The 18,934-nt window shown below is 70.8% G+C and carries 19 protein-coding genes; 3 read left to right on the top strand and 16 right to left on the bottom strand.

From position 1 onward, the window contains the following. Positions 1-2: 2 nt before the first annotated feature. Both HFP48_RS09950 and HFP48_RS09945 read right to left on the bottom strand, forming a co-directional pair. Positions 3-923, bottom strand: a complete 921-nt coding sequence (locus HFP48_RS09950) for a phosphodiesterase (RefSeq protein ID WP_168579428.1) — start codon at positions 921-923, stop codon at positions 3-5. Positions 924-1,055: 132 nt separating this feature from the next. Then, complete coding sequence (locus HFP48_RS09945) at positions 1,056-1,850, bottom strand: hypothetical protein (protein ID WP_168579427.1); 795 nt, start codon at positions 1,848-1,850, stop codon at positions 1,056-1,058. A gap of 202 nt (positions 1,851-2,052) precedes the next feature. Here HFP48_RS09945 and HFP48_RS09940 point away from each other — a divergent pair, with 202 nt between their 5' ends. After that, positions 2,053-2,469, top strand: coding sequence for a CoA-binding protein (locus tag HFP48_RS09940; protein WP_029542672.1), 417 nt, complete (start codon positions 2,053-2,055; stop codon positions 2,467-2,469). A gap of 84 nt (positions 2,470-2,553) precedes the next feature. Here HFP48_RS09940 and HFP48_RS09935 read toward each other — a convergent pair whose 3' ends face one another. Further along, positions 2,554-2,847, bottom strand: a complete 294-nt coding sequence (locus tag HFP48_RS09935; RefSeq protein WP_161995896.1) for an SHOCT domain-containing protein — start codon at positions 2,845-2,847, stop codon at positions 2,554-2,556. Positions 2,848-2,902: 55 nt separating this feature from the next. Then, positions 2,903-3,352, bottom strand: a complete 450-nt coding sequence (locus HFP48_RS09930; protein WP_006933101.1) for a DUF6325 family protein — start codon at positions 3,350-3,352, stop codon at positions 2,903-2,905. Positions 3,353-3,601: 249 nt separating this feature from the next. On the opposite strand from HFP48_RS09930, the gene HFP48_RS09925 reads away from it, so the two are divergent. Next, a complete protein-coding gene (locus HFP48_RS09925) occupies positions 3,602-4,027 on the top strand; it encodes a hypothetical protein (protein ID WP_006933103.1) in 426 nt (141 codons plus the stop codon). 116 nt (positions 4,028-4,143) lie between these two features. Beyond that, positions 4,144-5,928, top strand: coding sequence for an alpha/beta-hydrolase family protein (locus tag HFP48_RS09920; protein WP_246872529.1), 1,785 nt, complete (start codon positions 4,144-4,146; stop codon positions 5,926-5,928). A gap of 173 nt (positions 5,929-6,101) precedes the next feature. Here the strand turns inward: HFP48_RS09920 and HFP48_RS09915 are convergent, their stop codons facing one another. The 12 genes from HFP48_RS09915 to HFP48_RS09860 form a co-directional block, all read right to left on the bottom strand. Continuing rightward, on the bottom strand, positions 6,102-6,632 hold the full coding sequence (locus tag HFP48_RS09915; protein WP_006933107.1) for a flavin reductase family protein: 531 nt from the start codon (positions 6,630-6,632) through the stop codon (positions 6,102-6,104). A 4-nt stretch (positions 6,633-6,636) separates the two neighbouring features. Further along, the gene (locus HFP48_RS09910) at positions 6,637-7,425 is read right to left on the bottom strand and encodes an SDR family oxidoreductase (RefSeq protein ID WP_168579426.1); all 789 of its coding nucleotides are present in this window, start codon (positions 7,423-7,425) and stop codon (positions 6,637-6,639) included. Continuing rightward, positions 7,422-8,564 (bottom strand): LuxR C-terminal-related transcriptional regulator, encoded by a 1,143-nt coding sequence (locus HFP48_RS09905; RefSeq protein WP_139310991.1) that lies wholly within the window; start codon positions 8,562-8,564, stop codon positions 7,422-7,424. The genes HFP48_RS09910 and HFP48_RS09905 overlap by 4 nt, the downstream gene beginning before the upstream one ends. A 68-nt stretch (positions 8,565-8,632) precedes the next feature. After that, positions 8,633-10,717, bottom strand: a complete 2,085-nt coding sequence (locus tag HFP48_RS09900; RefSeq protein ID WP_037200721.1) for a hydantoinase/oxoprolinase family protein — start codon at positions 10,715-10,717, stop codon at positions 8,633-8,635. A 2-nt stretch (positions 10,718-10,719) separates the two neighbouring features. Beyond that, the gene (locus tag HFP48_RS09895; RefSeq protein WP_168579425.1) at positions 10,720-12,519 is read right to left on the bottom strand and encodes a hydantoinase B/oxoprolinase family protein; all 1,800 of its coding nucleotides are present in this window, start codon (positions 12,517-12,519) and stop codon (positions 10,720-10,722) included. A 16-nt stretch (positions 12,520-12,535) separates the two neighbouring features. Then, positions 12,536-13,693, bottom strand: coding sequence for a Xaa-Pro peptidase family protein (locus HFP48_RS09890; protein WP_168579424.1), 1,158 nt, complete (start codon positions 13,691-13,693; stop codon positions 12,536-12,538). After that, entirely contained in the window at positions 13,690-15,057 is a 1,368-nt protein-coding gene (locus HFP48_RS09885) for a styrene monooxygenase/indole monooxygenase family protein (protein ID WP_168579423.1), read from the bottom strand. The genes HFP48_RS09890 and HFP48_RS09885 overlap by 4 nt, the downstream gene beginning before the upstream one ends. Positions 15,058-15,093: 36 nt before the next feature. After that, entirely contained in the window at positions 15,094-16,587 is a 1,494-nt protein-coding gene (locus HFP48_RS09880) for a glutamine synthetase family protein (protein ID WP_168579422.1), read from the bottom strand. A gap of 31 nt (positions 16,588-16,618) precedes the next feature. After that, positions 16,619-16,951 carry a ferredoxin gene (fdxA, locus tag HFP48_RS09875; RefSeq protein WP_043800072.1) on the bottom strand — a complete coding sequence of 111 codons (333 nt, stop codon included), beginning with the start codon at positions 16,949-16,951 and terminating at the stop codon, positions 16,619-16,621. A gap of 23 nt (positions 16,952-16,974) precedes the next feature. Further along, entirely contained in the window at positions 16,975-17,958 is a 984-nt protein-coding gene (locus HFP48_RS09870) for an NAD(P)/FAD-dependent oxidoreductase (RefSeq protein ID WP_029542643.1), read from the bottom strand. After that, positions 17,948-18,655 (bottom strand): type 1 glutamine amidotransferase, encoded by a 708-nt coding sequence (locus HFP48_RS09865; protein WP_168579421.1) that lies wholly within the window; start codon positions 18,653-18,655, stop codon positions 17,948-17,950. Before HFP48_RS09865 ends, HFP48_RS09870 begins: the two co-directional genes overlap by 11 nt. Continuing rightward, positions 18,652-18,927, bottom strand: coding sequence for a hypothetical protein (locus tag HFP48_RS09860; protein WP_029542639.1), 276 nt, complete (start codon positions 18,925-18,927; stop codon positions 18,652-18,654). Before HFP48_RS09860 ends, HFP48_RS09865 begins: the two co-directional genes overlap by 4 nt. Positions 18,928-18,934: the final 7 nt, after the last annotated feature.

The raw sequence follows: 18,934 nt of genomic DNA, 5'->3' as shown, positions 1-18,934 counted from the left end.
GCCTAGACGCGGACGGTGACGTCCGGGTTCTCGGGGATGCGGATTCCGGCCTCGGCGAGACGCTGGGCCGCGTCCTCCGCGGTGGACGGCCGGCCGGTGGTGATGTAGCTGCCGGTCGGCACCACGGAGTGGACGATGGTGTCCGGGTAGACGTGCACGAGGTTGAAGCCCTGGGCACCGTCGTGGCCGCGCTGGCACCCGGGCGGAACGTTGAGGTCCTGGGTGTAGCACGTCGAGGAGGCCACGGAGACGGGGATGTCGGCGAAGGTCGCGGTCGTGGTGTAGTGCAGGTGCCCGGCGAGGATGGTGCGCACGTCGGTGCCGCGCAGCACCTCGGCGAGGCCGGCCTGGTCGCGCAGCTCGACGAGCACGGCCTGGTCGAACACGCTGGGTACCGGCGGGTGGTGCATGGCGAGGATGGTGCCGAAGCGCGCCGACGTCTCGAGTTCCTGCGCCAGCCAGTTCAGCTGTTCCTGCGAGATCTCGCCGTGGTGGAAGCCGGGCACCGAGGTGTCGAGGGTGATGATGCGCAGGCCGTTGACGTCGTATACGCGGTCGATCGGGCCGGTGGACGGCGCTTGATCCAGCAGCAGTTCGCGGAAGGTGGCGCGGTCGTCGTGGTTGCCCATGGCCCACACGATCTGCGCGCCGAGTGCCTGCGCGACGGGCTCGACGAGGCCGCGCAGCTTCGAGTAGGCGTCGGGCTGGCCGCGGTCGGCGAGGTCGCCGGTGAACACGAGCGCGTCCGGCTGTACCTGGGACGCGCGGATATCGGCGAGAATCTGCCGCACCCGGGCGTCGGCGTCGACCGTCCCGTAGAGCAGTTCGTCTCCGCCGACCAGGTGGGTGTCGGTGATGTGCAGCAGGGTGTGCGAGGGCCTCGGGTATTCGGCTATTCGCTCGGCCCCACGAGGGCTGCCCATGATCTCTCACTTCCGTTCGCCGACGTGCTCAGGGGCACACGTCGAGTATGACCATAGTCGAACGGGTTCGGGTTGCCCTCGGGCACCCCGGAGTCGACGCGACGGCGAACAGGGCGGAAACCTCGGGTGCCGTCAGGCGAGGTGCGCCCCCAACGGCGTGGATTCCGGCTGGTCGAGGCGCCAGAACATGCCGCCGTCGCACGATTCGACGTCACCGCTGAGGTAGCTGGCGACGGCGACGGCGGCGGTGGTCGGATCGGGAAACCGTCGGCCCTCCATCGGACCGGCCGTGATCTCGAGGACGCCGGTGGCGGGGTCGAACCGCCCCTTCACCCGGTAGCCGTCCCAGTCGGCGAGCACCGGCAGCCGCGGGTCCTCGGCGACCTCGGGTTCGGCCGCCCCGCGTGCCTTGCCCGCGGCGCTCGCCTTGCGCGCGCGGTTGCGGGCGAGCCGCTCCTGCTCGGCCTCGGCCGCGTCGTCGTCGGTGTAGCGGGTGGTGTCCTTGGCCGGCGTCAGGCCGAGCAGGTCCCAGCGGTCCTTGCCGTGGGCGACGCTGCTGAGCGGGATGGCGTGGCTTCCGGTGCGGGTCCGGCCGCGCGCATCGGCCATCCAGATGTCGACCTCGGCGGCGATCCCCGCCGCGACCTCGTCGGACGGCAGCACGAAGTACGTCACCGGGGTGCTCCCCAGGTCCACGAAGACCCAGAACTGCGAGCCCGTGTCGTCGGCGTCCGGCAGGGCGTCCTGCCGTCGCGCCTGCCAGTCCCCGTCGATCTTGGCGCGGACGCGCACGATGCAGCTGTTCCCGTCGACGCCCCACACCTGGACCGGGTTGCGCGGCAGGTGCTCGAGCCGCTCGGCGCGGCCCCCGCGCTGGATGACCTCGGAAATGAAGGCTTGGATGCCTCGACCGGCCGTATCTTGCACTCGACTGCGTCCATTTCTGTGCTGCGCCCCGTACGCATCGGTGAGCTGTGTTGCGACGGGTCCAACGCGGCACGACTCGAGTTTCTGTACTCCAGAGTACGGGCAGGGGTTCGGCGGTAGCCGGACGAGTCGGCCTTCGGTGGGTCGACCCGGGTGCCGCGACGACGTCCGCGCCGCGCCGACGAGGGGTAATTTTGCTGCCATGAGCACGTCCTGGCAGGACCCGAAGGCTGTGAACCTGATGCTCGACGACTGCGACACCTGGGCGGTGGTCGGGCTGTCCGGCAATCCCGGCCGGACCGCGTATCGGATCGCGCGGCTGTTGCAGGAGCGCGGCAAGCGGATCGTCCCCATTCATCCGAACGCGCCGACGGTGCTCGGCGAGCAGGGCTACGCGTCCCTCGCCGACGTTCCGTTCCCCGTCGAGGTGGTCGACGTGTTCCGCCGGTCGGAGTCGGCGGGCGAGTTCGCCGACCAGGCCGTCGCGATCGGCGCGAAGGGCGTGTGGTTCCAGCTCGGCGTGATCGACGAGGACGCGTTCCGGCGCACCACCGAGCAGGGCGTGGCGATGGTGATGGACGCGTGCCCGGCGATCGAGTGGGGCAGGCGGCGCGGCTGAGCCCGCTGCTGCGCCGCGGCGTCGCCCTCGCTGACCGGCCGCCCGCCGGCGACGGCCGGCGGCCGTGCCGATCGGGCGGAGGGGTCAGGACGCCAGGATCCGGGCCTTCTCGGCCTCGAACTCGGCCTCGGTGAGCACGCCTTGTGTTTTCAGCTCGGCGAGGTCCTTCAATGCGGCGATCCGGTCCGTCCCTCCCGGGGCCGCCGGGGCGGTCGGCGCCGGGGCAGGTTCGGGCGGGTACTGCGCATCGCGGTCGTATGGAGCCTGCTCCTGCGCCGCCCAGCGCTGGCCCTGCCGCCGGGACACCCGGTTGGACACCGCGGTGGCGGTTCCGGCCACCACGGCGGTACGGGCGACTCCGCGAAGCAGTCCGGGCATGGTGCACTCCTCGGGTACTCGAATGGTATGTCGATTCGAATTGCTCTGTTCTACTTCAGCTTTCAGATCCAAGGGCGTCCAGAGACGACAGGATGCTCTGCACCGGGATGCGGCCCGACGCGACGAGCTGGGCGCCGTTGCGACGCAGTGCCCGCGCGAAGGGCGCGGCCCAGGTGTTCTCGTAGACCAGGACGGCTGCCGAGCAGCCCGGCTCGAGCGCGGCTCCGGCTTCGGCGAAGTCGGTGTCGTCGAGCAGACCCGAGGCGGCCTCCGCGAACAGGGTCACGTCGATCTCGCCCTCGAGCCCGACCTCGGCGATGTCGATCCCGGCGACGGAGCCGTCGGGGTCCTTGCGGACGAACGCCAGGTCCAGCACGCGGATGATGCCGCGCTCGACGAGATCGCGCAGGAGCGGTAGCGCCGACCCGTCGGGAGGACGATCGGCAGGAAACTCGATGACGAGATAGTCGACCGGACCCATCTCGTCGATGTCGGAATCGGTCACCAGGAGCCTCGTTTCAGCGACGGAACCAGTGTTCGGCGGGCGCACCACCCCACCACCTGTTCGACGATAGTCCGCGCGCGGCAACCCGCATCAGTTTTTGCACATGTGGCATCGGGACACCGACCCGCCCCCGGCGCATGCCGGTCTCGTGACCGCTTCGAAACGGGAAAAAGGCCCAAAGCCACTGCAGAGAAACAGAGCCGAAGCGCACACTGGGCGATACCAGTCCCGCCTCGGAAGGGGAGCATCATGTCTCAGAACGTGCGTGCCGATCAGGAAGGCATGTCCGTCAAACAGGGCATCGCCGCGGGGACGTCGATCGGGGCCGCGGTCATCATGGCCACGATCGGCATTCTGCAGTTCTTCCAGGGGATTGCGGCGGTGGCCGAGGACGAGGTGTTCGTCCAGGGCCAGGAGTACACCTTCAAATTCGACCTCACCACCTGGGGGTGGGTCCACATCGTCTTCGGTGTGGTGATGGTGGTCGTGGGCATCGCCCTGATCAGCGGCGCGACGTGGGCACGAGTGTCGGCAATTGTCATCGCTGCGCTGTCGATCCTCGCGAACTTCCTGTGGCTCCCGTACTACCCGTGGTGGTCGATCCTGATCATCGCGCTCGACGTGGTGGTGATCTGGGCGATCTCGACCTGGAACCCGCGAGCCGACTACTACTGACCAGGTCGAGGAGGAGATCCGGACCTTCGTTCCCCTGCTGATCGAGAAGTCGGCCTGGCGCGAAATCGGGAATGCTTCTCGCTCGTCCCGGACCGGTCGCACATAGGCGGACAGCAATGACACCACAGGGAACCGGGGCCCAGGACGATTCGGCGCCGAGCGCGCCCGACACGGCGACCACCGGTGCAGGTCTTCCCGGCTCCGGACATCGCACCGCGACCGTGGAGGCCGCGGCAGGAGACGACGAGAGCCGGTCGCCCGAGACCGTGGGCCGCCGGAAGCTGCTGTACGTCACCCTCCCGGGATGCTGGGGCGCACTGATCTTCGCGTGCTTGTCGTTCACGCCGTCGCTGCTACCACGCGGAGGCCTGCTCCAGGGCATGATCTGTGGCATTACTGCCGCGATCGGCTACGGGTTGGGGGTGTTCGCGGCGTTCGTGTGGCGCGCATTCGCCGACCGAGGCCCTCGACGTCCGCGGCGCGGCTCCTGGCTGGTCTTCCTCGTCGCCGCGGCGGTGCTGTTCGTCGGCTCCTTCGCCATCGGTCAGTACTGGCAGCACGAGATCCGCGTGTTGATGGGGGTCACCGAGTACAACGTCGCGCTCGTGGTCCTCTCCCCCGTCGTGGCTGCAGTGATGTTCGGTCTCCTCCTGGCGGTCGGGCGCGGCGTCCGGGGCTTGTATCGCTGGCTGGCCGCTCTGCTCAACCGGTGGATCGGACATCGCGCGGCGACCGTGGTCGGGTGGCTCGCGGTCGCCTGGCTCGTCTATGCGGTCGTGTCGGGTGTGCTGCTCGGTGGCCTCGTCGGTGTCGCCAACTCGGCGTTCTCGGTGCGGGACACCATGACCCCGGAGGGCATACAGCAGCCCACGACCGGCCTGCGTTCGGGCGGACCGGGATCGGTGGTGCCGTGGGAGTCGTTGGGGTGGCAGGGGCGCAGCTTCATCGGCTCCGGCCCCTCCACAGAGGAGCTCACACAGTTCGCCCAACGCCCGGCCCTGGAGCCGATCCGGACCTATGCCGGACTGGCGTCGGCCGACGACTCCGAATCCCGGGCGGCGTCGGCGGTCGAGGACCTCAGCCGTGCCGGAGGTTTCCAGCGGGGGAACCTGCTGGTGATCACCACCACGGGAAGCGGGTGGGTGGACCCGGCGCTGGTGGATTCGTTCGAGTATCTCACCGGTGGCGACGCGGCGACCGTGGCGCTCCAGTACTCGTACCTGCCGTCGTGGATCTCCTATCTGGTCGATCAGTCGAAGGCCCGGCAAGCCGGTCGCGATCTGTTCGACGCGGTCTACGACGTGTGGTCGAAACTGCCACAGGACAACCGCCCCCGGCTGTTCGTCGCCGGAGAGAGCCTCGGCTCGTTCGGCGGCGAGACCGCCTTCAGCGGCGAATACGATCTGCGCAACCGCACCTCGGGGACGCTGTTCGTCGGCCCCCCGAACTTCAACACCCTGTTCCGGGAATTCAGCGATCGGCGTGCCCCGGGCAGCCCGGAGATCGAGCCGGTCTACCAGAACGGGCGCACGGTGCGGTTCACCAACGATCCCCGGACGGAGATTCCTCCCGCGGACACGCCCTGGGACGGCAGTCGGGTCCTGTACCTGATGCATCCGTCCGACCCGATCGTCTGGTGGAGCCCGAATCTGATCCTCGGCGAACCGGACTGGATCGGTCAGCCACCCGGACAGGATGTGCTCGAGGAGATGTTCTGGATGCCGTTCGTGACGTTCTGGCAGGTCACCGCGGACCTGCCGTTCTCCACCGGTGTCCCGGGCGGCCACGGCCACAAATACACCTCCGGGTACGTCGACGGATGGAACGCGGTCATGCAACCGACGGGGATCACCCCCGAGCAACTCACCACCCTCCGGACGATCATCGAAGCCGGCGAGTAGGACAGGAAGGGGCGTTCCGGTGGCGATGATTCGAGTGATGTTCCGGCACCGAATCTTCCGAGACCCGGGGAACCACCTGCTCGTCGACGTCGACGACAGTCCGACCAGGGCGTGGCGGTAGTGATGGACGCGCGCCCGGCCGTCGGGTGCGGCAGGCGGCGCGGCTGACGGCCCTACCGAGCGGCCGGCGAGCGGGCGACGCACCCGGGCACGGCCTCCCGGGGTGCCGCGAGCCGGTAGCTGCCGGCGTGGAACAGCAGCGGCTCGTCCTCTCCCCGTTCGTACTCCCGCACCCGGCCGACAAAGATGGTGTGATCGCCCTCCACGTAAGCATTTTCGCGGGTGCACACGAACCGGGCGAGGCATCCGCCGAGCAGCGGCACCCCGCCGGGCCCCTCGTCGACCGGCAGCCCGGCGAACTTGTCCTCGGCGGGCCGGGAGAACCGCTGCGACAGCCCCTGCTGCTCGACCCCCAGCACGTGGACTGCGAAATACTCGGCGGTGCAGAACGTTTCATAGCTGGGCGCCCGGTTGGCGAGGCAGAACAGCAGCAGGGGCGGATCGAGCGACAGGGAGGTCAACGAGTTCGCGGTGATGCCGGCCCGCCGGGCGCCGGCACCGCGCGCGGTGATGACGGTGACGCCGGTGGCGAACTGACCGAAGGCGTTGCGCAGGTCGCGGAGATCGAGTCCGTGGGTGGTCATGGCGTCACTCCTGTCCGGCGAGTTCGGCCATGAGCTGATCGGCCCGTTCGGGGCCCATGGCGGTGTAACCGCCGTCGACGGCGTAGTCGGCTCCGGTGACGAACGACGCCTCGGGCGAGAGCAGGAACCGCACCACGGCAGCCACCTCCGCCGGGTCGCCGGTGCGGCCGAGCAGGTGCAGCGGCGCGGCCACCCGGTCGGCCTTGACGCGGTCCCCGCCGGCGAGCTGGTCGATGGCGTTGGACCAGGTCCAGCCGGGCGAGACGGAGTTGACGCGGATGCCGTCGGCGGCGAGGTCGAGGGCCATGTTGCGGGTGAGCTGGACCATGGCGGCCTTGCTGACGGGGTACGTCCAGCGCCCGGCCTGCGCGACGCGCGCGGAGGTGGAGGTGAAGTTGACGACGGCGGCCCGGTCGGAGCGGCGCAGCCACGGCAGCGCGAGCCCGGTGAGGACGGCGGCGCTGACGACGTTGACGTCGAGGGTGGCGAGCCAGTCGGAGCGGGTGGAGGCGGGCCCGTTGTCGCGGTAGACGCAGGCGAGGTTGACGAGGTGGTCGATGCCGCCGTGACGGTCGGCGATCGCGGCGACGGTGCCGGCGAGGGCTTCGTCGTCGGTGAGGTCGGTGCGGTGGAAGCTCGCCTGCTCGCCCAGCCGGTCGGCGACGGCTCCGCCGGCGGGATCGACGTCGACGATCGCGACGGACCAGCCGTCCTTGGCGAGGGCTTCGGCGACGGCCGCGCCGATCATGGTGGCGCCGCCGGTGACAACGGCAGTGGGGTCGGTGGTGGTCATGGCTGCTCCGGGGTCGTGGGGCGCGGTCCGTCGTCGGCGGGTTCGCCGGTGAGGGCGGCGCGGGTGAGCTCGAGCCGGGATCGGATCCCGAGCTTGCGGTAGGTGGTCTTGAGGTACTGCTTGACGGTGTAGCGGCTGAGGAAGAGCTTCTCGGCGATCTGCTGGTCCTGCAGGCCCGCGACGGCGAGGGCGGCGATCTCGCGTTCGCGGGCGGAGAGCTGCGAGGCGAGGTGGTCGGGCAGCGCGGCGACGCCCGGTGCGGCGGGCAACAGCTCGAGCAGTGCCACGACGCGGCGGGCGCCGCCCCGGTCGGTGACGCAGCTCTGCACCTGCAGGTGCCGGGACACCCCGTCGAGGCGCACGTCCAGGACGAACGTCTGCCGCATGCCGGCGTCGGCGTCGCGGCCGGGCCCGCCGGCTTCGATGAGCCCGGTCAGCCAGAGCGTGGGCTCGCTGATGCCGACCCGGCCGAGCAGGGCCCGCGCGGCGGCGTTGACCTGGCGTTGCCCGGTGGCGAGATCGAGGATGACCGTGGCCTCGCTCGACAGGTCGAGCGCGGCCCACAGGTCGTCCTGCACGGCGCGGGCCGCCTCCCGCCGAGCCACCTCGGTGACCGCGACACCCACGAGCCGGCCCAGGGCGCCGGCGACGGCGATCTCCGCGGGCGACGCCAGCGCGAGCCGGTCGTTGTCGGCGAAGTTGAGGGTGCCGACGACGTGGCCGCGTTCGATGATGGGCGCCTCGAGCACCATCCGCATGTCGTGCAGGCGGGCCACGTCGCGGAAGAACGGGGACTCGGTCCACGTGTTCTCGCTCATCAGCCGGCTGCTGTGGGTGGGGCGGCGGCGTTGCTCGAGCGTGCGCAGCACGGGGTCCTGGTGACGGCCGAGTTCCTCGTACAGCGTCAGGAAGCGTTCGCTGACGCCCTCCGCGGCGGCCAGCGGTGTGCGGCCGGGCGAGTCGCCGAACAGGTAGATGCCGAAGGCACGGGACGGCAGCACCCGCGGGACGAGGTCCATGCACAGGTCCTGGATCGCCTCGACCGTGTCGACGGCGAGGAGGGACTCGGCGACGTCGGCGAGATCGGTCGCGACGGTGCGATCGTCGTCGTCACCGTCGAACGGGAACTCGATGTCCATGGCCCCCTGCACCTCCTCGGCCGCCCGTGCGGCGGCCTCCACCCTCGTATCGGCAACCCGCCCGGCGTTCAGGACGCCGCCGGCCGGTAGCGGAGGACGAACGACCCGCGGTCGTCGACCTCGACGGCGAACTCGTCGGGCACCACGACGCTGCTGGTGCCCAGTTCGATGATCGCCGGCCCCTCCAAGTGTGCGCCCACGCCGAGGCCGTGCCCGTCGTACACCGCGGCCTCGACCATCGTCCGGTGCAGCACCGACCAGATCGGGCGGGTGCCGATCCGCCCGGTGCCGTCGCCGGTGGGCACGACGGCGCTGTCGAGGCGCGGCTTGGGGGTGGTGCCGACGACGCTGAGCCGGATGTTGAGCACGTCGATCGGCATGTCCGGGGAGCGGTAGCCGAACAGGGTGTCGTGCATGGCGTGGAACCGCTCGGCGACGTCGGCGAGGTCGACGCCGTCGAGGGACGACGGGTCGAGCGGCACGTTGATCTCGTACCACTGGCCGCGGTAGCGCATGTCCAGCGAGGGTTGCAGGGTCACCTCGGTGTCGGCGACGCCTTCCTCGGCGAGGATCTTGCGGCCGCGCATGGCCATGTCGTGCCAGATCCCGAGGAGTTCTCCGGTGTCGAGGGCGGCGAGTTCGGCCTTGTGGCTCTGCACGAAGTCGTGCTGGAAGTCGCACACGAGCATGCCGGCGGCGCAGAAGATCGACGACTCGCGCGGGGTGACGAGCACGGGGATCTCGAGTTCGCGGGCGATGGCGGCGGCGTGGACGGGCCCGGCTCCCCCGGCGACGACGATCGGGAAGTCGCGGGCGTCGAGACCGCGGCGGACGGTGATCTCCCGGACACCGGCGGCCATGCCGACGTTGACGACGTCGTAGATGCCGGCGGCGGCCTCCTCGACGGAGATGCCGAGGGGTTCGGCGACGTCGCGGCGGATCGCCTCGATCGAGGCCTCCCGGTCGAGGGGGATGTCGCCGCCGAGGAAGCTCGCGGGGTCGACGTAGCCGAGGACGACGTCGGCGTCGGTGACGGTGGCGCGGGTGCCGCCGCGGCCGTAGCAGGCGGGTCCGGGGACGGCGCCGGCGCTCTCGGGGCCGACGCGCAGCAGGCCGCCCTCGTCGACGTAGGCGATGCTGCCGCCGCCGGCGCCGATGGTGTGGATGTCGACCATGGGCAGGGCGATGCGGCCGCGGTCGATCTGCCCGTCGGTCATCACGAGCGGCCGGCCGTCGTTGACGACGGCGGCGTCGAAGCTGGTGCCGCCCATGTCGACGGTCAGGCAGCGGTCCCAGCCGTGCGGGGCGACCTCGAGCAGGCCGGCGGTGGGCCCGGACGCCGGGCCGGACAGCAGCGACAGGGCGGCACGGCGGGCCAGCTCGTCGGGGGTGGCGACGCCGCCGTTGGACTGCATGAGCAGCAGGATGCCGGTGAATCCCGCCGCGTCGAGCGCCTCGGTGAGCACCCGAAGGTAGCGCGTGATGATCGGTCCCGCATAGGAATTGAGCACGGCGGTGCTGGTGCGGTCGTAGTAGCGCACCTGCGGCAGCAGCTCGCTCGAGCGGGTCAGGTACACGCCGGGCAGCTCGGCGGCGAGGATGTCGGCGGCCTGTCGTTCGTGCTCGTCGCCGGCGTGCGAGTGCATGAACGACACCGCCACGGCCTCGACGCCCTCGCGCCGGAACAGTTCGGCGGCGGCACGCACGTCGTCGGTGGCGAGCGGGGTGACCTCGGTGCCCTCGTGGTCGAGGCGGCCGCCGACGGGCCGGCGCAGCGCCCGGGGCACGAGCGGCGCCGGCGGCGTGAGCCGGTTGTCGTAGGCGTCCTCGCGGGTGCCGTCGCGCATCTGCAGCACGTCGCGGAAGCCCTCGGTGGTGAGCAGGCCGGTCTTGGCGCCGGTGCGGGTGAGCAGGGCGTTGGTGGTGACGGTGGTGCCGTGCACGATGGTGTGGACCTGCGCGAGCAGGCCGGTGAGGGTCTCCCCGCGCCGCTCGGCGATCTCGGTCAGGCCCTTGACGACCGCGGTGGACGGGTCGGAGGGGATGGAGCTGGTCTTGTGCACGAGCCGGGTGCCGTCCTCGTGGACGACGAGGAAGTCGGTGAAGGTGCCACCGACGTCGACTCCGATGCGGATGCTGGGTGTTGCCGACATGGTCACTGTCCGCCTTTCCGGGTGTTGCGCAGCTGAGCGGTTGCCTCGGCGTCGAGGGTGCGGGTGGCGGCGTCGACGACGACGCCGTAGCGGATGCGGGCCTGTTCCGCGGAGAGCAGTTCGTTGCGGACCTCGTCGGCGACGAGGTCGGCGGGCCGCAGCAGCGGGTCGCCGTAGCCGGCGCCGCCGCCGCTGACGGAGCGGACCACCGAGCCGGACGGGAGCTCGACGAGTTCCTTCGACCCCCACTCGTGGGTGGTGCCGTCGGGGTATTCGACGGTCATGCGGTTCATGCCGGAGGGGCCGCCGCCGAACAGGCCGGCTCCGGGGGCGCCGCCCTCGGATTCGACGGATTCGCCGATGGTGACGCCGATTTCGGAGTCGCCGTAGCAGCGCCACGCCGAGCGGGTGCCGAGGCCGCCGCGCCACTGGCCGGCGCCGGCCGAATCCGGTAGGTACTCGTGATATTCGAGGAAGTGCGGGCTCGACAGCTCGAACATCTCCGGGTCCGGGGAGCGCATCTGCCCGGCGGTGCCGGTGAAGCCGAGCGCGTCCCACCCGTCGGTGCCCTTCATGGCGCCGGGGCCGTTGCGCTGGAACACGGTGAGGGTCACGAACGGCTGTTCGGTGCGCGGGTCGGTGCCGTTGAGGGCGGTGCAGATGAATTTGTTCCACCCGGCGGTGACGCGGTCCGGCAGGGCGTCGGCGAGGGCCGACATGATGGCGTCGACGACCTCGTCGCACATCTGGTTGCCGAAGATGGTCGCGGCCGGGAAGTGCGGGTTGAGCAGCGAGCCGGGCCGGAACACGGTGTGCACGGGCCGGAACAGGCCGTCGTTGGTGGGGATGTTGATGCCGCCGGCGGCGACGAGCATGAGGAACGCGATGCGCACGGCGCCCATCGCGGAGGCGGGCGGCATGTTGGTGATGCCGGGGGCCTGATCGTCGGTGCGGGAGAAGTCGAAGGTGACCTCGTCGCCGGAGACGGTGATGTCGCAGGCGACCTTGTAGCGGCGAGTGGGGTCGAGGCCGTCGGAGATCATCCAGCTCTCGCCGTGGTACACCCCGTCGGGCCAGCGGCCGATCTCGGCCCGGACCTGCTTCTCGGAGCTGTCGAGGATGTAGTCCATGTGGGCGTCGAAGGTGCCGCGGCCGTAGCGGCCGAGCAGTTCGACGAGGCGGCGCGAGCCCACGGTGCACGCGCCGACCATGGACTTGATGTCCTCCATGACGAAGTCGATGCGGATGTTGGCGCCGACGAAGTCCCACACGTCCTTGCGCAGCACTCCCCCGGCCATGATCTTCACGGGCGGGATGCGCAGGGCCTCCTGCCAGATCTCGGTGGCGCTGGGGTTGTAGCCGCCGATGGTCATGCCGCCGATGTCGGCCATGTGGCCCTTGGCGGCGGCCCAGCCGACGAGTTCGCCCTCGTGGAAGATGGGCAGGTAGACGCCGGTGTCGGCGTTCTGGTTGCCGCCGGTGTAGACGTCGTTGTGGAGGATGACGTCGCCCTCGGCGATGTCGTCGCCGAGGTAGTCGATGATGTATTCGAGTGGCGGCTGGGCGCCGAAGGCGATGATGGCGGCGAACTCGGCCTGGGCGAGGGTGCGGCCGTGCTTGTCGAACAGCACCGTCACCAGGTCGCCGATCTCGTTGAAGATCGGCGAGCGGGACGAGCGCATCAGCATCGTCGCCATCTCCTTGGCGATGGCGTCGACGCGCCGCTGCAGCACCGACGCGAGGATCGGGTCGATGGCGGTGCCGCCCGCCGTGCCGGCGGTGGGGCGTTCCAGGGTGGTCATGATTGCTCTACCTCTCTCAGACCCGGTACAGCTCGGTCGGAAACTTGGACAGGGTGCGGGTGCGCCCGGCCTCGACGACGCAGGTGTCGGCCATGTAGCCCATGGCGCCGGAGTCGGCGTCCCACAGCATGGGGTGCAGGGCGATCACCATGCCCTCGGCGGTGGCGGTGACGGCCTCGTGGTTCTCGTTGTCCTGCACCATCTCCAGGCCCACCCACGGCTCCTCGAGCACGTCGAGGCCGAGGCCGTGGCCGGACCAGTAGGACGACCTGACCCCGTGCTGCTCGATCGCGGCGATGACGTCGCGCTGCACACCGGACATCGTGGTGCCGGGGCGCAGGGCGGCGCTTCCGGCGGCCATGCCGGAGCACACCGCGTCGGCGAGGCGCTGCACCTCCGGCGTGGGCGGGGCGAAGGTGACCATGCGGGACAGTTCCATCCAGTAGCCGGCGGGCCCGACGAGTTCGTAGCTGAAGGTGAACACGTCGTGGGCGGTGAGTTCCCGGCCGCCGGGGGCCCCGAACGTCGGGCACGGGCCGGTCGGCTCGTCGTCGGCGTACATGGTGAGGAACAGCGGGTCCTCGGCGCCGAGCGAGTAGGCGACGCGGTACATCTCGGCGGCGACGGCGCGTTCGGTCGTGCCGGGGCGGGCGATCTCGAGCAGCCGTTCGAAGCAGCGGTCGGCGATGTACGCGGACTCCTCGGCGCCACGGATCTCGGCGGCCGTCTTGACGGCGCGGACCTGCTCGAACATCGCACTCGCGTCCTCGAACACGGTGCCGGGCAGCGCGTCGGTGAGGTGCAGGTAGTCCTCGACCTTCATGACCTGCCCCATGCCGACGATGCCGACGCGGGCCGGTGCCGCACCCCGGGTGAGGGTCTTGACGAGCGCCTCGGAGAGCTTCTCGGCGTAGACGTAGTCGTCGATCCAGCCGGTGCGGGGCCGGCGGCCGCCCTCGAGGTTCTTCGGCAGCACGAGGGTGGGCGCGGCGCCGGGGTGCAGGACGGCGTAGCCGTAGCGGTGCGAGAGGTTGTAGTCGGCGAGGTAGCGCAGGGCGCCCTTGTGGCCGCGGTAGTCGGCGGCGGCGAACAGCAACGCGTCGTAACCGTCGCGCTCCATCCGCTCGTGCAGCAGCCGCCAGCGCCGGTCGCGCTCGGCGAGGGTGGCGATCACGCGCTCACCGCCCGCGGGAAGTGGCTGCCGCGCAGCGTGTTCCGGACCTGCCCGGCGAGGATCTTCGCGGTGCCGGCGGCGACGACCGCGCCGGGGCGGCGACCGGTGTGCTCGCCGATCCACCGGTCGGCGGCCGCGCGCTCGGTGAGCCACGGGAAGGCGGTGGGAGGTGCGTCGAAGACCTGCGCGAAGCGGGTGGCGAGGCGCTGGTCGGCGAAGCACGCGGTGAGCACCCGCTGCGGTGTCTTGCCGAGCGGTTCGAGGAGCAGGTTGGTGAACCGGTAGGTGCCGGCGATGTGCTCCTCGTAGACGCCTTCGAAGGTGCGGGTGATCCATTCGGCGTCGAAGGGTCCGTCGCCGCGGGCGAGGAGGGCGTCGAAGTAGTGCCCGGCCTGCCGGATGCCGGAGCCGGCGCCCTGACCGGCGACGGGGTCGTAGGCGACGGACGTGTCGCCGAGGCTCATCATCGGCCGGCCGCCCGGGGTGGTGCCCAGCCCGGAGCGCACGGACGGGGTGACCCGGCCCTTGAGCCACGAGTGCGGGTCGTCGAGCATCGGCTCCATGTTCCGCATCGACGGCCAGTCCCACGGGGCGTAGTCGCGGGCCAGGCGCGAGGCGGTCGCGAAGGCCTGCTCGACGGTGGTGACGTCGGCCCAGCAGTCGAACGGGCCGCCGGGCTTGGCCTCGAACACCAGGCACCAGACGTTCTCGCCGGACTTGTGCAGGAACGGCACCCAGAAGATCTCCCCGGCGTCGCCGAAGAGATTGAAGCACACGCCCGTCGAGCCCTCGACACGGTTGGGGAAGGCGGTGCCGTCGGTGGGGATGCCGCGCACGAGCACCATGGCGAGGTTGCGCTGCGGGGTGTCGTAGACGCTGCGCCGCGCGTCGCGGGCGAACAGCGACGACAATCCGTACTTGCCGGTGGAGACGACGGTCAGGTCGCTGCCGGCGGCGATGTCGTCGAGGTCGTCGGGCTGCACCGATGTCACGACGATGTTGCCGCCGAGTTCGGCCAGGCGCACCATCCGGTCGTACGACTTGCGGCGCACGTCCACGGCACCGCCGGCGGCGTCGCCGAGCGCGGAGCCGAAGTGCACCAGCTCCTGCCCGATCTTCGGACTGAAGCACACGTGCAGGGCGTCCATCGGCACGCCCTTGTCGTCGTAGCCGGGGCAGCCGAGCCGCAGCTCGGTGGCGACCGAGCGGTGGAACAGGGCCGCGGTGCCGGTCGGGGAGGTCTCGTGCAGGATCTCCTCGGCGGTCTTGTCGGTGTAGAGGTCTACTTGGAAGCCGTTGGCCTGCAGGGCCATCGACAGGATGGTTCCGGCCTGGCCGGCCCCGATCACGGAGATTCTTCTCATGGCGGTCATCCCTTGTGCCGGTGGGTGGAGCGGTGGTCAGAAGAGTTCGAAGTACTCGCGGTGTTCCCACTCGGTGACGGTCTCGGCGTAGCCCTGCGGGTCGGGCTGCTCGGCCAGGTGCGCTTCGTAGCGCGAGACCTCGCTGGACTTCATGGTGACGAGGTAGTCGACGAACCGGTCGCCGAACGCCTCCCGGTAGAACCGGCTCGCCCCCAGGGCCGCGAGCCCTTCCTTCAGGCTCGTGGGCAGGTGCGGAACGTCGGCGGCGTACGGATCCACCGACGGGGCACCCGGCTCGGTCTTGTTCTTGATGCCGTCGAGCCCCGCGGCGGCCTGCGCCGCGATGTACAGGTACGGGTTGGCGGCGGGCTCGCCGACGCGGTTCTCGACATGTGAGGCCTTGTCACCGGGGGCGCTGATGACGCGCATCATCGCGGCCCGGTTGTCCAGGCCCCACGTCAGCCGGTCCGGGGCCAGGGAGTACGGGCGACGGCGGCGGTACCCGTTGATCGTGGGCGTCATGAACGGCGACGCGGCGGCGGCGTGGGCCAGGGTGCCGCCGACGTAGTGCCGGCCGATGTCGGACAGCAGCTCCCCCTCCCCCGGCACCATGACGTTCTCGCCGGTGACGGTGTCGACCAGGGAGGTGTGCAGGTGCCAGCCGCTGGCGTAGAAGCCGGGGATGCCCGGGGTGGACATGAAGGAGGCGAGGTAGCCACCGCGGCGGCAGATCTGCTTGACGGCGGAGCGGAACAGCAGCATCGAATCCGCGGCGGCCATGCCCTCGAGCACGTCGAAGGTGGTCTCGACCTGGCTCGGCGCCCACTCGTCGTCGATCGAGCGCAGCGGCAGCCCGAGCGCGGTGACGGCCTGTCGCACCGGGCGCAGCACGTCGTCGATCTCGTCGAGATGCGATTCGAGGAGGTAGTTGTAGCCGCGGGCGACGGCCGCGACCTCCGGCGGGTCGGCGGGCATCCCGGGGGCACCGAGGGAGCCGGTGACGAGCTTGTCGTCGAGGACGCGGGTGAGATACCACTCGACCTCGAGGCCGGTGATCAGGTGGTAGCCGGCGCTTTCGAGCTGGACGAGGGTGTTGCGCAGGATGCTGCGGGGGGAGAACGGGAAGGGGCTGCCGTCGCGGAAGTACAGGTCGCACAGCACCCAGCCGGTGTCCGGCGCCCACGGCAGCACCCGGAAGGTGGTGGGGTCCGGAACCATGGTGAGGTTCGGGCTGCCGGACAGCTCGGGCATGTCGAACCCGCCGCCGGGGCTGAACGGGTTGAAGACGATGGCGTTGGCGGTGTCGAAGAAGAACGGCGCCATGGTGATCTCGGTGCCGGACTCGAGCGCCGCCAGGTAGCTGTCGACGGTCATCGTCTTGCCGCGGATCAGGCCGTGCTGATCCGGCCAGGCCAGGCGGACCATCTCGATGCCCTTCTCCGCGAGAAGGTTCCGGGCGCGGTCGGCGGCCTCCTGCTGCGCGGCGTCGTACAGGGCGTGGCGGGCGACGAACTTGGCTGAAGTGGACATGCGGTCCTCCGTGAGGGGTGGGTTCGTGGGGTCAGTCGCGTGCCGCGACGAGCGGGGTGTCGACCCCGATCGGGCCGGTGTGCACCGCCCCGCCCGGGGAGCCGAGCGGGACGTCGCGCCCGGGCAGCACCGAACTGAAGAAGACGGCGTTGTCCTCGAGATGGATGCGGGTGGTCTCGTCCACCCGGCGGTCGTTCGAGATGGCCTCCATCGGGCACACCGATTGGCAGGCACCGCAGTCGACGCATTCGAACGGGTGGATGTAGAGCTTGCGGGCGCCCTCGTAGATGGCGTCGACGGGGCATTCCTCCATGCACGACTTGTCCATGACGTCGGTGCAGGGTTCTCCGATGAAGTACGGCACGGTTCCTCCTGGGGGGGGGTGCGTCAGCTCGGGACGGGGCCGGCGTCGGTGGAGTGGCCGGGGAACAGCGGCGCATCGTCGTCGATGCGGTGCGCGATGTGGTTGACGGCGGTCGCGGCCTCACCGAAGCCGACGGACATCAGCCGCACCTTGCCGGGGTACTCGGCGATGTCGCCGGCGGCGTAGACGCCGGGGACGTTGGTGGCCATGTCACGGCCGACCACGATGTGCTGACCGTGGAGTTCGAGGCCCCAGGTGCGCAGCGGCCCGAGCTGGGCGGTGAAGCCGAGCGCGGCGATCAGCTTCTGCGCCGGCAGCCGCACGGTGTCGCCGTGTTCGTGGCGCAGGACCTCGACGAGTTCGAGACTGTCGGTGCCGTGTGCGGCGGTGACCTCGGCGTTGGTGTGGATGGTCGCACCGCGGCGGCGCAGTTCGTCCACCGACGCGGCGTGCGCGCGGAAGCGGTCGCGGCGGTGCACGAGGGTGACGGACCCGGCGATCGGATGGAGGGCGAGCGCCCAGTCGAGGGCCGAGTCCCCGCCGCCGACGACCACGACGTCGCGGTCGCGGTAGTCGCCGAGGTCGGTGACGAAGTACGCGGCGCCGCGCCCGGCGTACCTGTCGGCGGCGTCGAGGGGCCGGGGCCGGAAGGACCCGATGCCACCGGCGACGAGGACGGCGCGGGTGCGGATGCGCTCGTCGTCGTCGGTGCGGACGGTGAGCACGTCGCCGTCGCGATCGAGGTCCACGGCCTGCCGGCCGAGGAGGTACTCGACGTCGTCGCCGGCCTGCTCGACGAGCTGCCGGACGAGGTCCTTGCCCTTCACCGCGGGCAGGCCGGCGACGTCGTAGATCTCCTTCTCCGGGTAGAGCGCGGCGACCTGGCCGCCGAGCTCGGGGAGCGCGTCGACGACGACGGTGCGCAGGCCGCGGATGCGGGCGTAGTAGGCGGCGTACAGGCCGGTGGGGCCGGCACCGAGGATGAGCAGGTCGGCGTCAGTGTTCATGACCGGCTCCGGGACTCGGGCACAGCGCCGGGGCGAGCAGGTGCTCGACGAGGTCGGCGAGGTGATCACGGGAGGGATCGGCGAACTCCGGTGCCTTGTAACGGATTTCGTCGGGGTCGGCGCCGGCGGCGCGGACCTTGTCCGGCTCGCCGGCCATGAGCCCGGCGATGCCGTCGACGGAGCTCTCGGGGTGGTACTGCACCCCGATGGCGGAGCGGAACGCGAAGGCCTGCACGAAGTCCCGGGACCGGGCCAGGACGGTCACGTCGGGCGGCAGCTGGAAGGTGTCCCAGTGGAAGGAGAACCGGGTGCCGGTGAAATCGACGGGGTGATCCAGCCCCGCCCCGCAGGCGGTGACGTCGACGAAGCCGACCTCGGCACGGTCGCTGCCGCGCACCGCCGTGCCGCCGAGCGCGAGGGCGAGCAGTTGGGAGCCGAGGCAGATCCCGAGCGTGGGCACGTCGGTGGCCGCGGCGGTGCGCAGGAAGTCCCGTTCGCGCAGCAGGTAGTCGTGCGGGTCGTCGGCGGACTCCTTACCGCCCAGGCAGATCACCGCGGCGGCCTCGTCCGGCGCGGGCAGCACGTCGCCGCGGAAGGGGCGGACGATCCGGATCGGGACGCCGTGATCGCGCACGACGTCGCCGAGGACGGTCAGGTCGGGGTCGTCGACGTGGGCGACGACGAGCAGGGGTTTCATACGGCACCTCGGGGTTCCAGAGTGTGTGTCCACGGTCGCCAGTGGTCGGTGGCGGCGAGGGCGCGCAGCAGGGCGACGGCGTCGGCGCGGTCGACGGCGATCCAGCTGCCGTCCGGGACGAGTTCGTAGGGGGTGAAGTCCCAGAACTGCGCGCGCCGGATCGCGTCGGCGACCTGCCGGTGGGCGGCGAGCTCGCGGTCGAGGCGGTCGACGCGCCGCGTGAGCCGGTCCACCTCGGCGCGCAGGCGGTCGAGTTCGGTGTTGTCGGTCATGGCGGGC

It is taken from the genome of Rhodococcus sp. DMU1, assembly GCF_012272955.1.
Lineage (GTDB): Bacteria > Actinomycetota > Actinomycetes > Mycobacteriales > Mycobacteriaceae > Rhodococcus > Rhodococcus aetherivorans.
This window is presented reverse-complemented; position numbering and strand designations above follow the sequence as displayed.

Bases quoted from the DNA above. Each gene is read 5' to 3' on its own strand.
- HFP48_RS09950 (WP_168579428.1), bottom strand. From the start codon at position 923: ATGGGCAGCCCTCGTGGGGCCGAGCGAATAGCCGAATACCCGAGGCCC.
- HFP48_RS09940 (WP_029542672.1), top strand. From the start codon at position 2,053: ATGAGCACGTCCTGGCAGGACCCGAAGGCTGTGAACCTGATGCTCGAC.
- HFP48_RS09935 (WP_161995896.1), bottom strand. From the start codon at position 2,847: ATGCCCGGACTGCTTCGCGGAGTCGCCCGTACCGCCGTGGTGGCCGGA.
- HFP48_RS09925 (WP_006933103.1), top strand. From the start codon at position 3,602: ATGTCTCAGAACGTGCGTGCCGATCAGGAAGGCATGTCCGTCAAACAG.
- HFP48_RS09920 (WP_246872529.1), top strand. From the start codon at position 4,144: ATGACACCACAGGGAACCGGGGCCCAGGACGATTCGGCGCCGAGCGCG.
- HFP48_RS09915 (WP_006933107.1), bottom strand. From the start codon at position 6,632: ATGACCACCCACGGACTCGATCTCCGCGACCTGCGCAACGCCTTCGGT.
- HFP48_RS09910 (WP_168579426.1), bottom strand. From the start codon at position 7,425: ATGACCACCACCGACCCCACTGCCGTTGTCACCGGCGGCGCCACCATG.
- HFP48_RS09905 (WP_139310991.1), bottom strand. From the start codon at position 8,564: ATGGACATCGAGTTCCCGTTCGACGGTGACGACGACGATCGCACCGTC.
- HFP48_RS09900 (WP_037200721.1), bottom strand. From the start codon at position 10,717: ATGTCGGCAACACCCAGCATCCGCATCGGAGTCGACGTCGGTGGCACC.
- HFP48_RS09895 (WP_168579425.1), bottom strand. From the start codon at position 12,519: ATGACCACCCTGGAACGCCCCACCGCCGGCACGGCGGGCGGCACCGCC.
- HFP48_RS09885 (WP_168579423.1), bottom strand. From the start codon at position 15,057: ATGAGAAGAATCTCCGTGATCGGGGCCGGCCAGGCCGGAACCATCCTG.
- HFP48_RS09880 (WP_168579422.1), bottom strand. From the start codon at position 16,587: ATGTCCACTTCAGCCAAGTTCGTCGCCCGCCACGCCCTGTACGACGCC.
- HFP48_RS09870 (WP_029542643.1), bottom strand. From the start codon at position 17,958: ATGAACACTGACGCCGACCTGCTCATCCTCGGTGCCGGCCCCACCGGC.
- HFP48_RS09865 (WP_168579421.1), bottom strand. From the start codon at position 18,655: ATGAAACCCCTGCTCGTCGTCGCCCACGTCGACGACCCCGACCTGACC.
- HFP48_RS09860 (WP_029542639.1), bottom strand. From the start codon at position 18,927: ATGACCGACAACACCGAACTCGACCGCCTGCGCGCCGAGGTGGACCGG.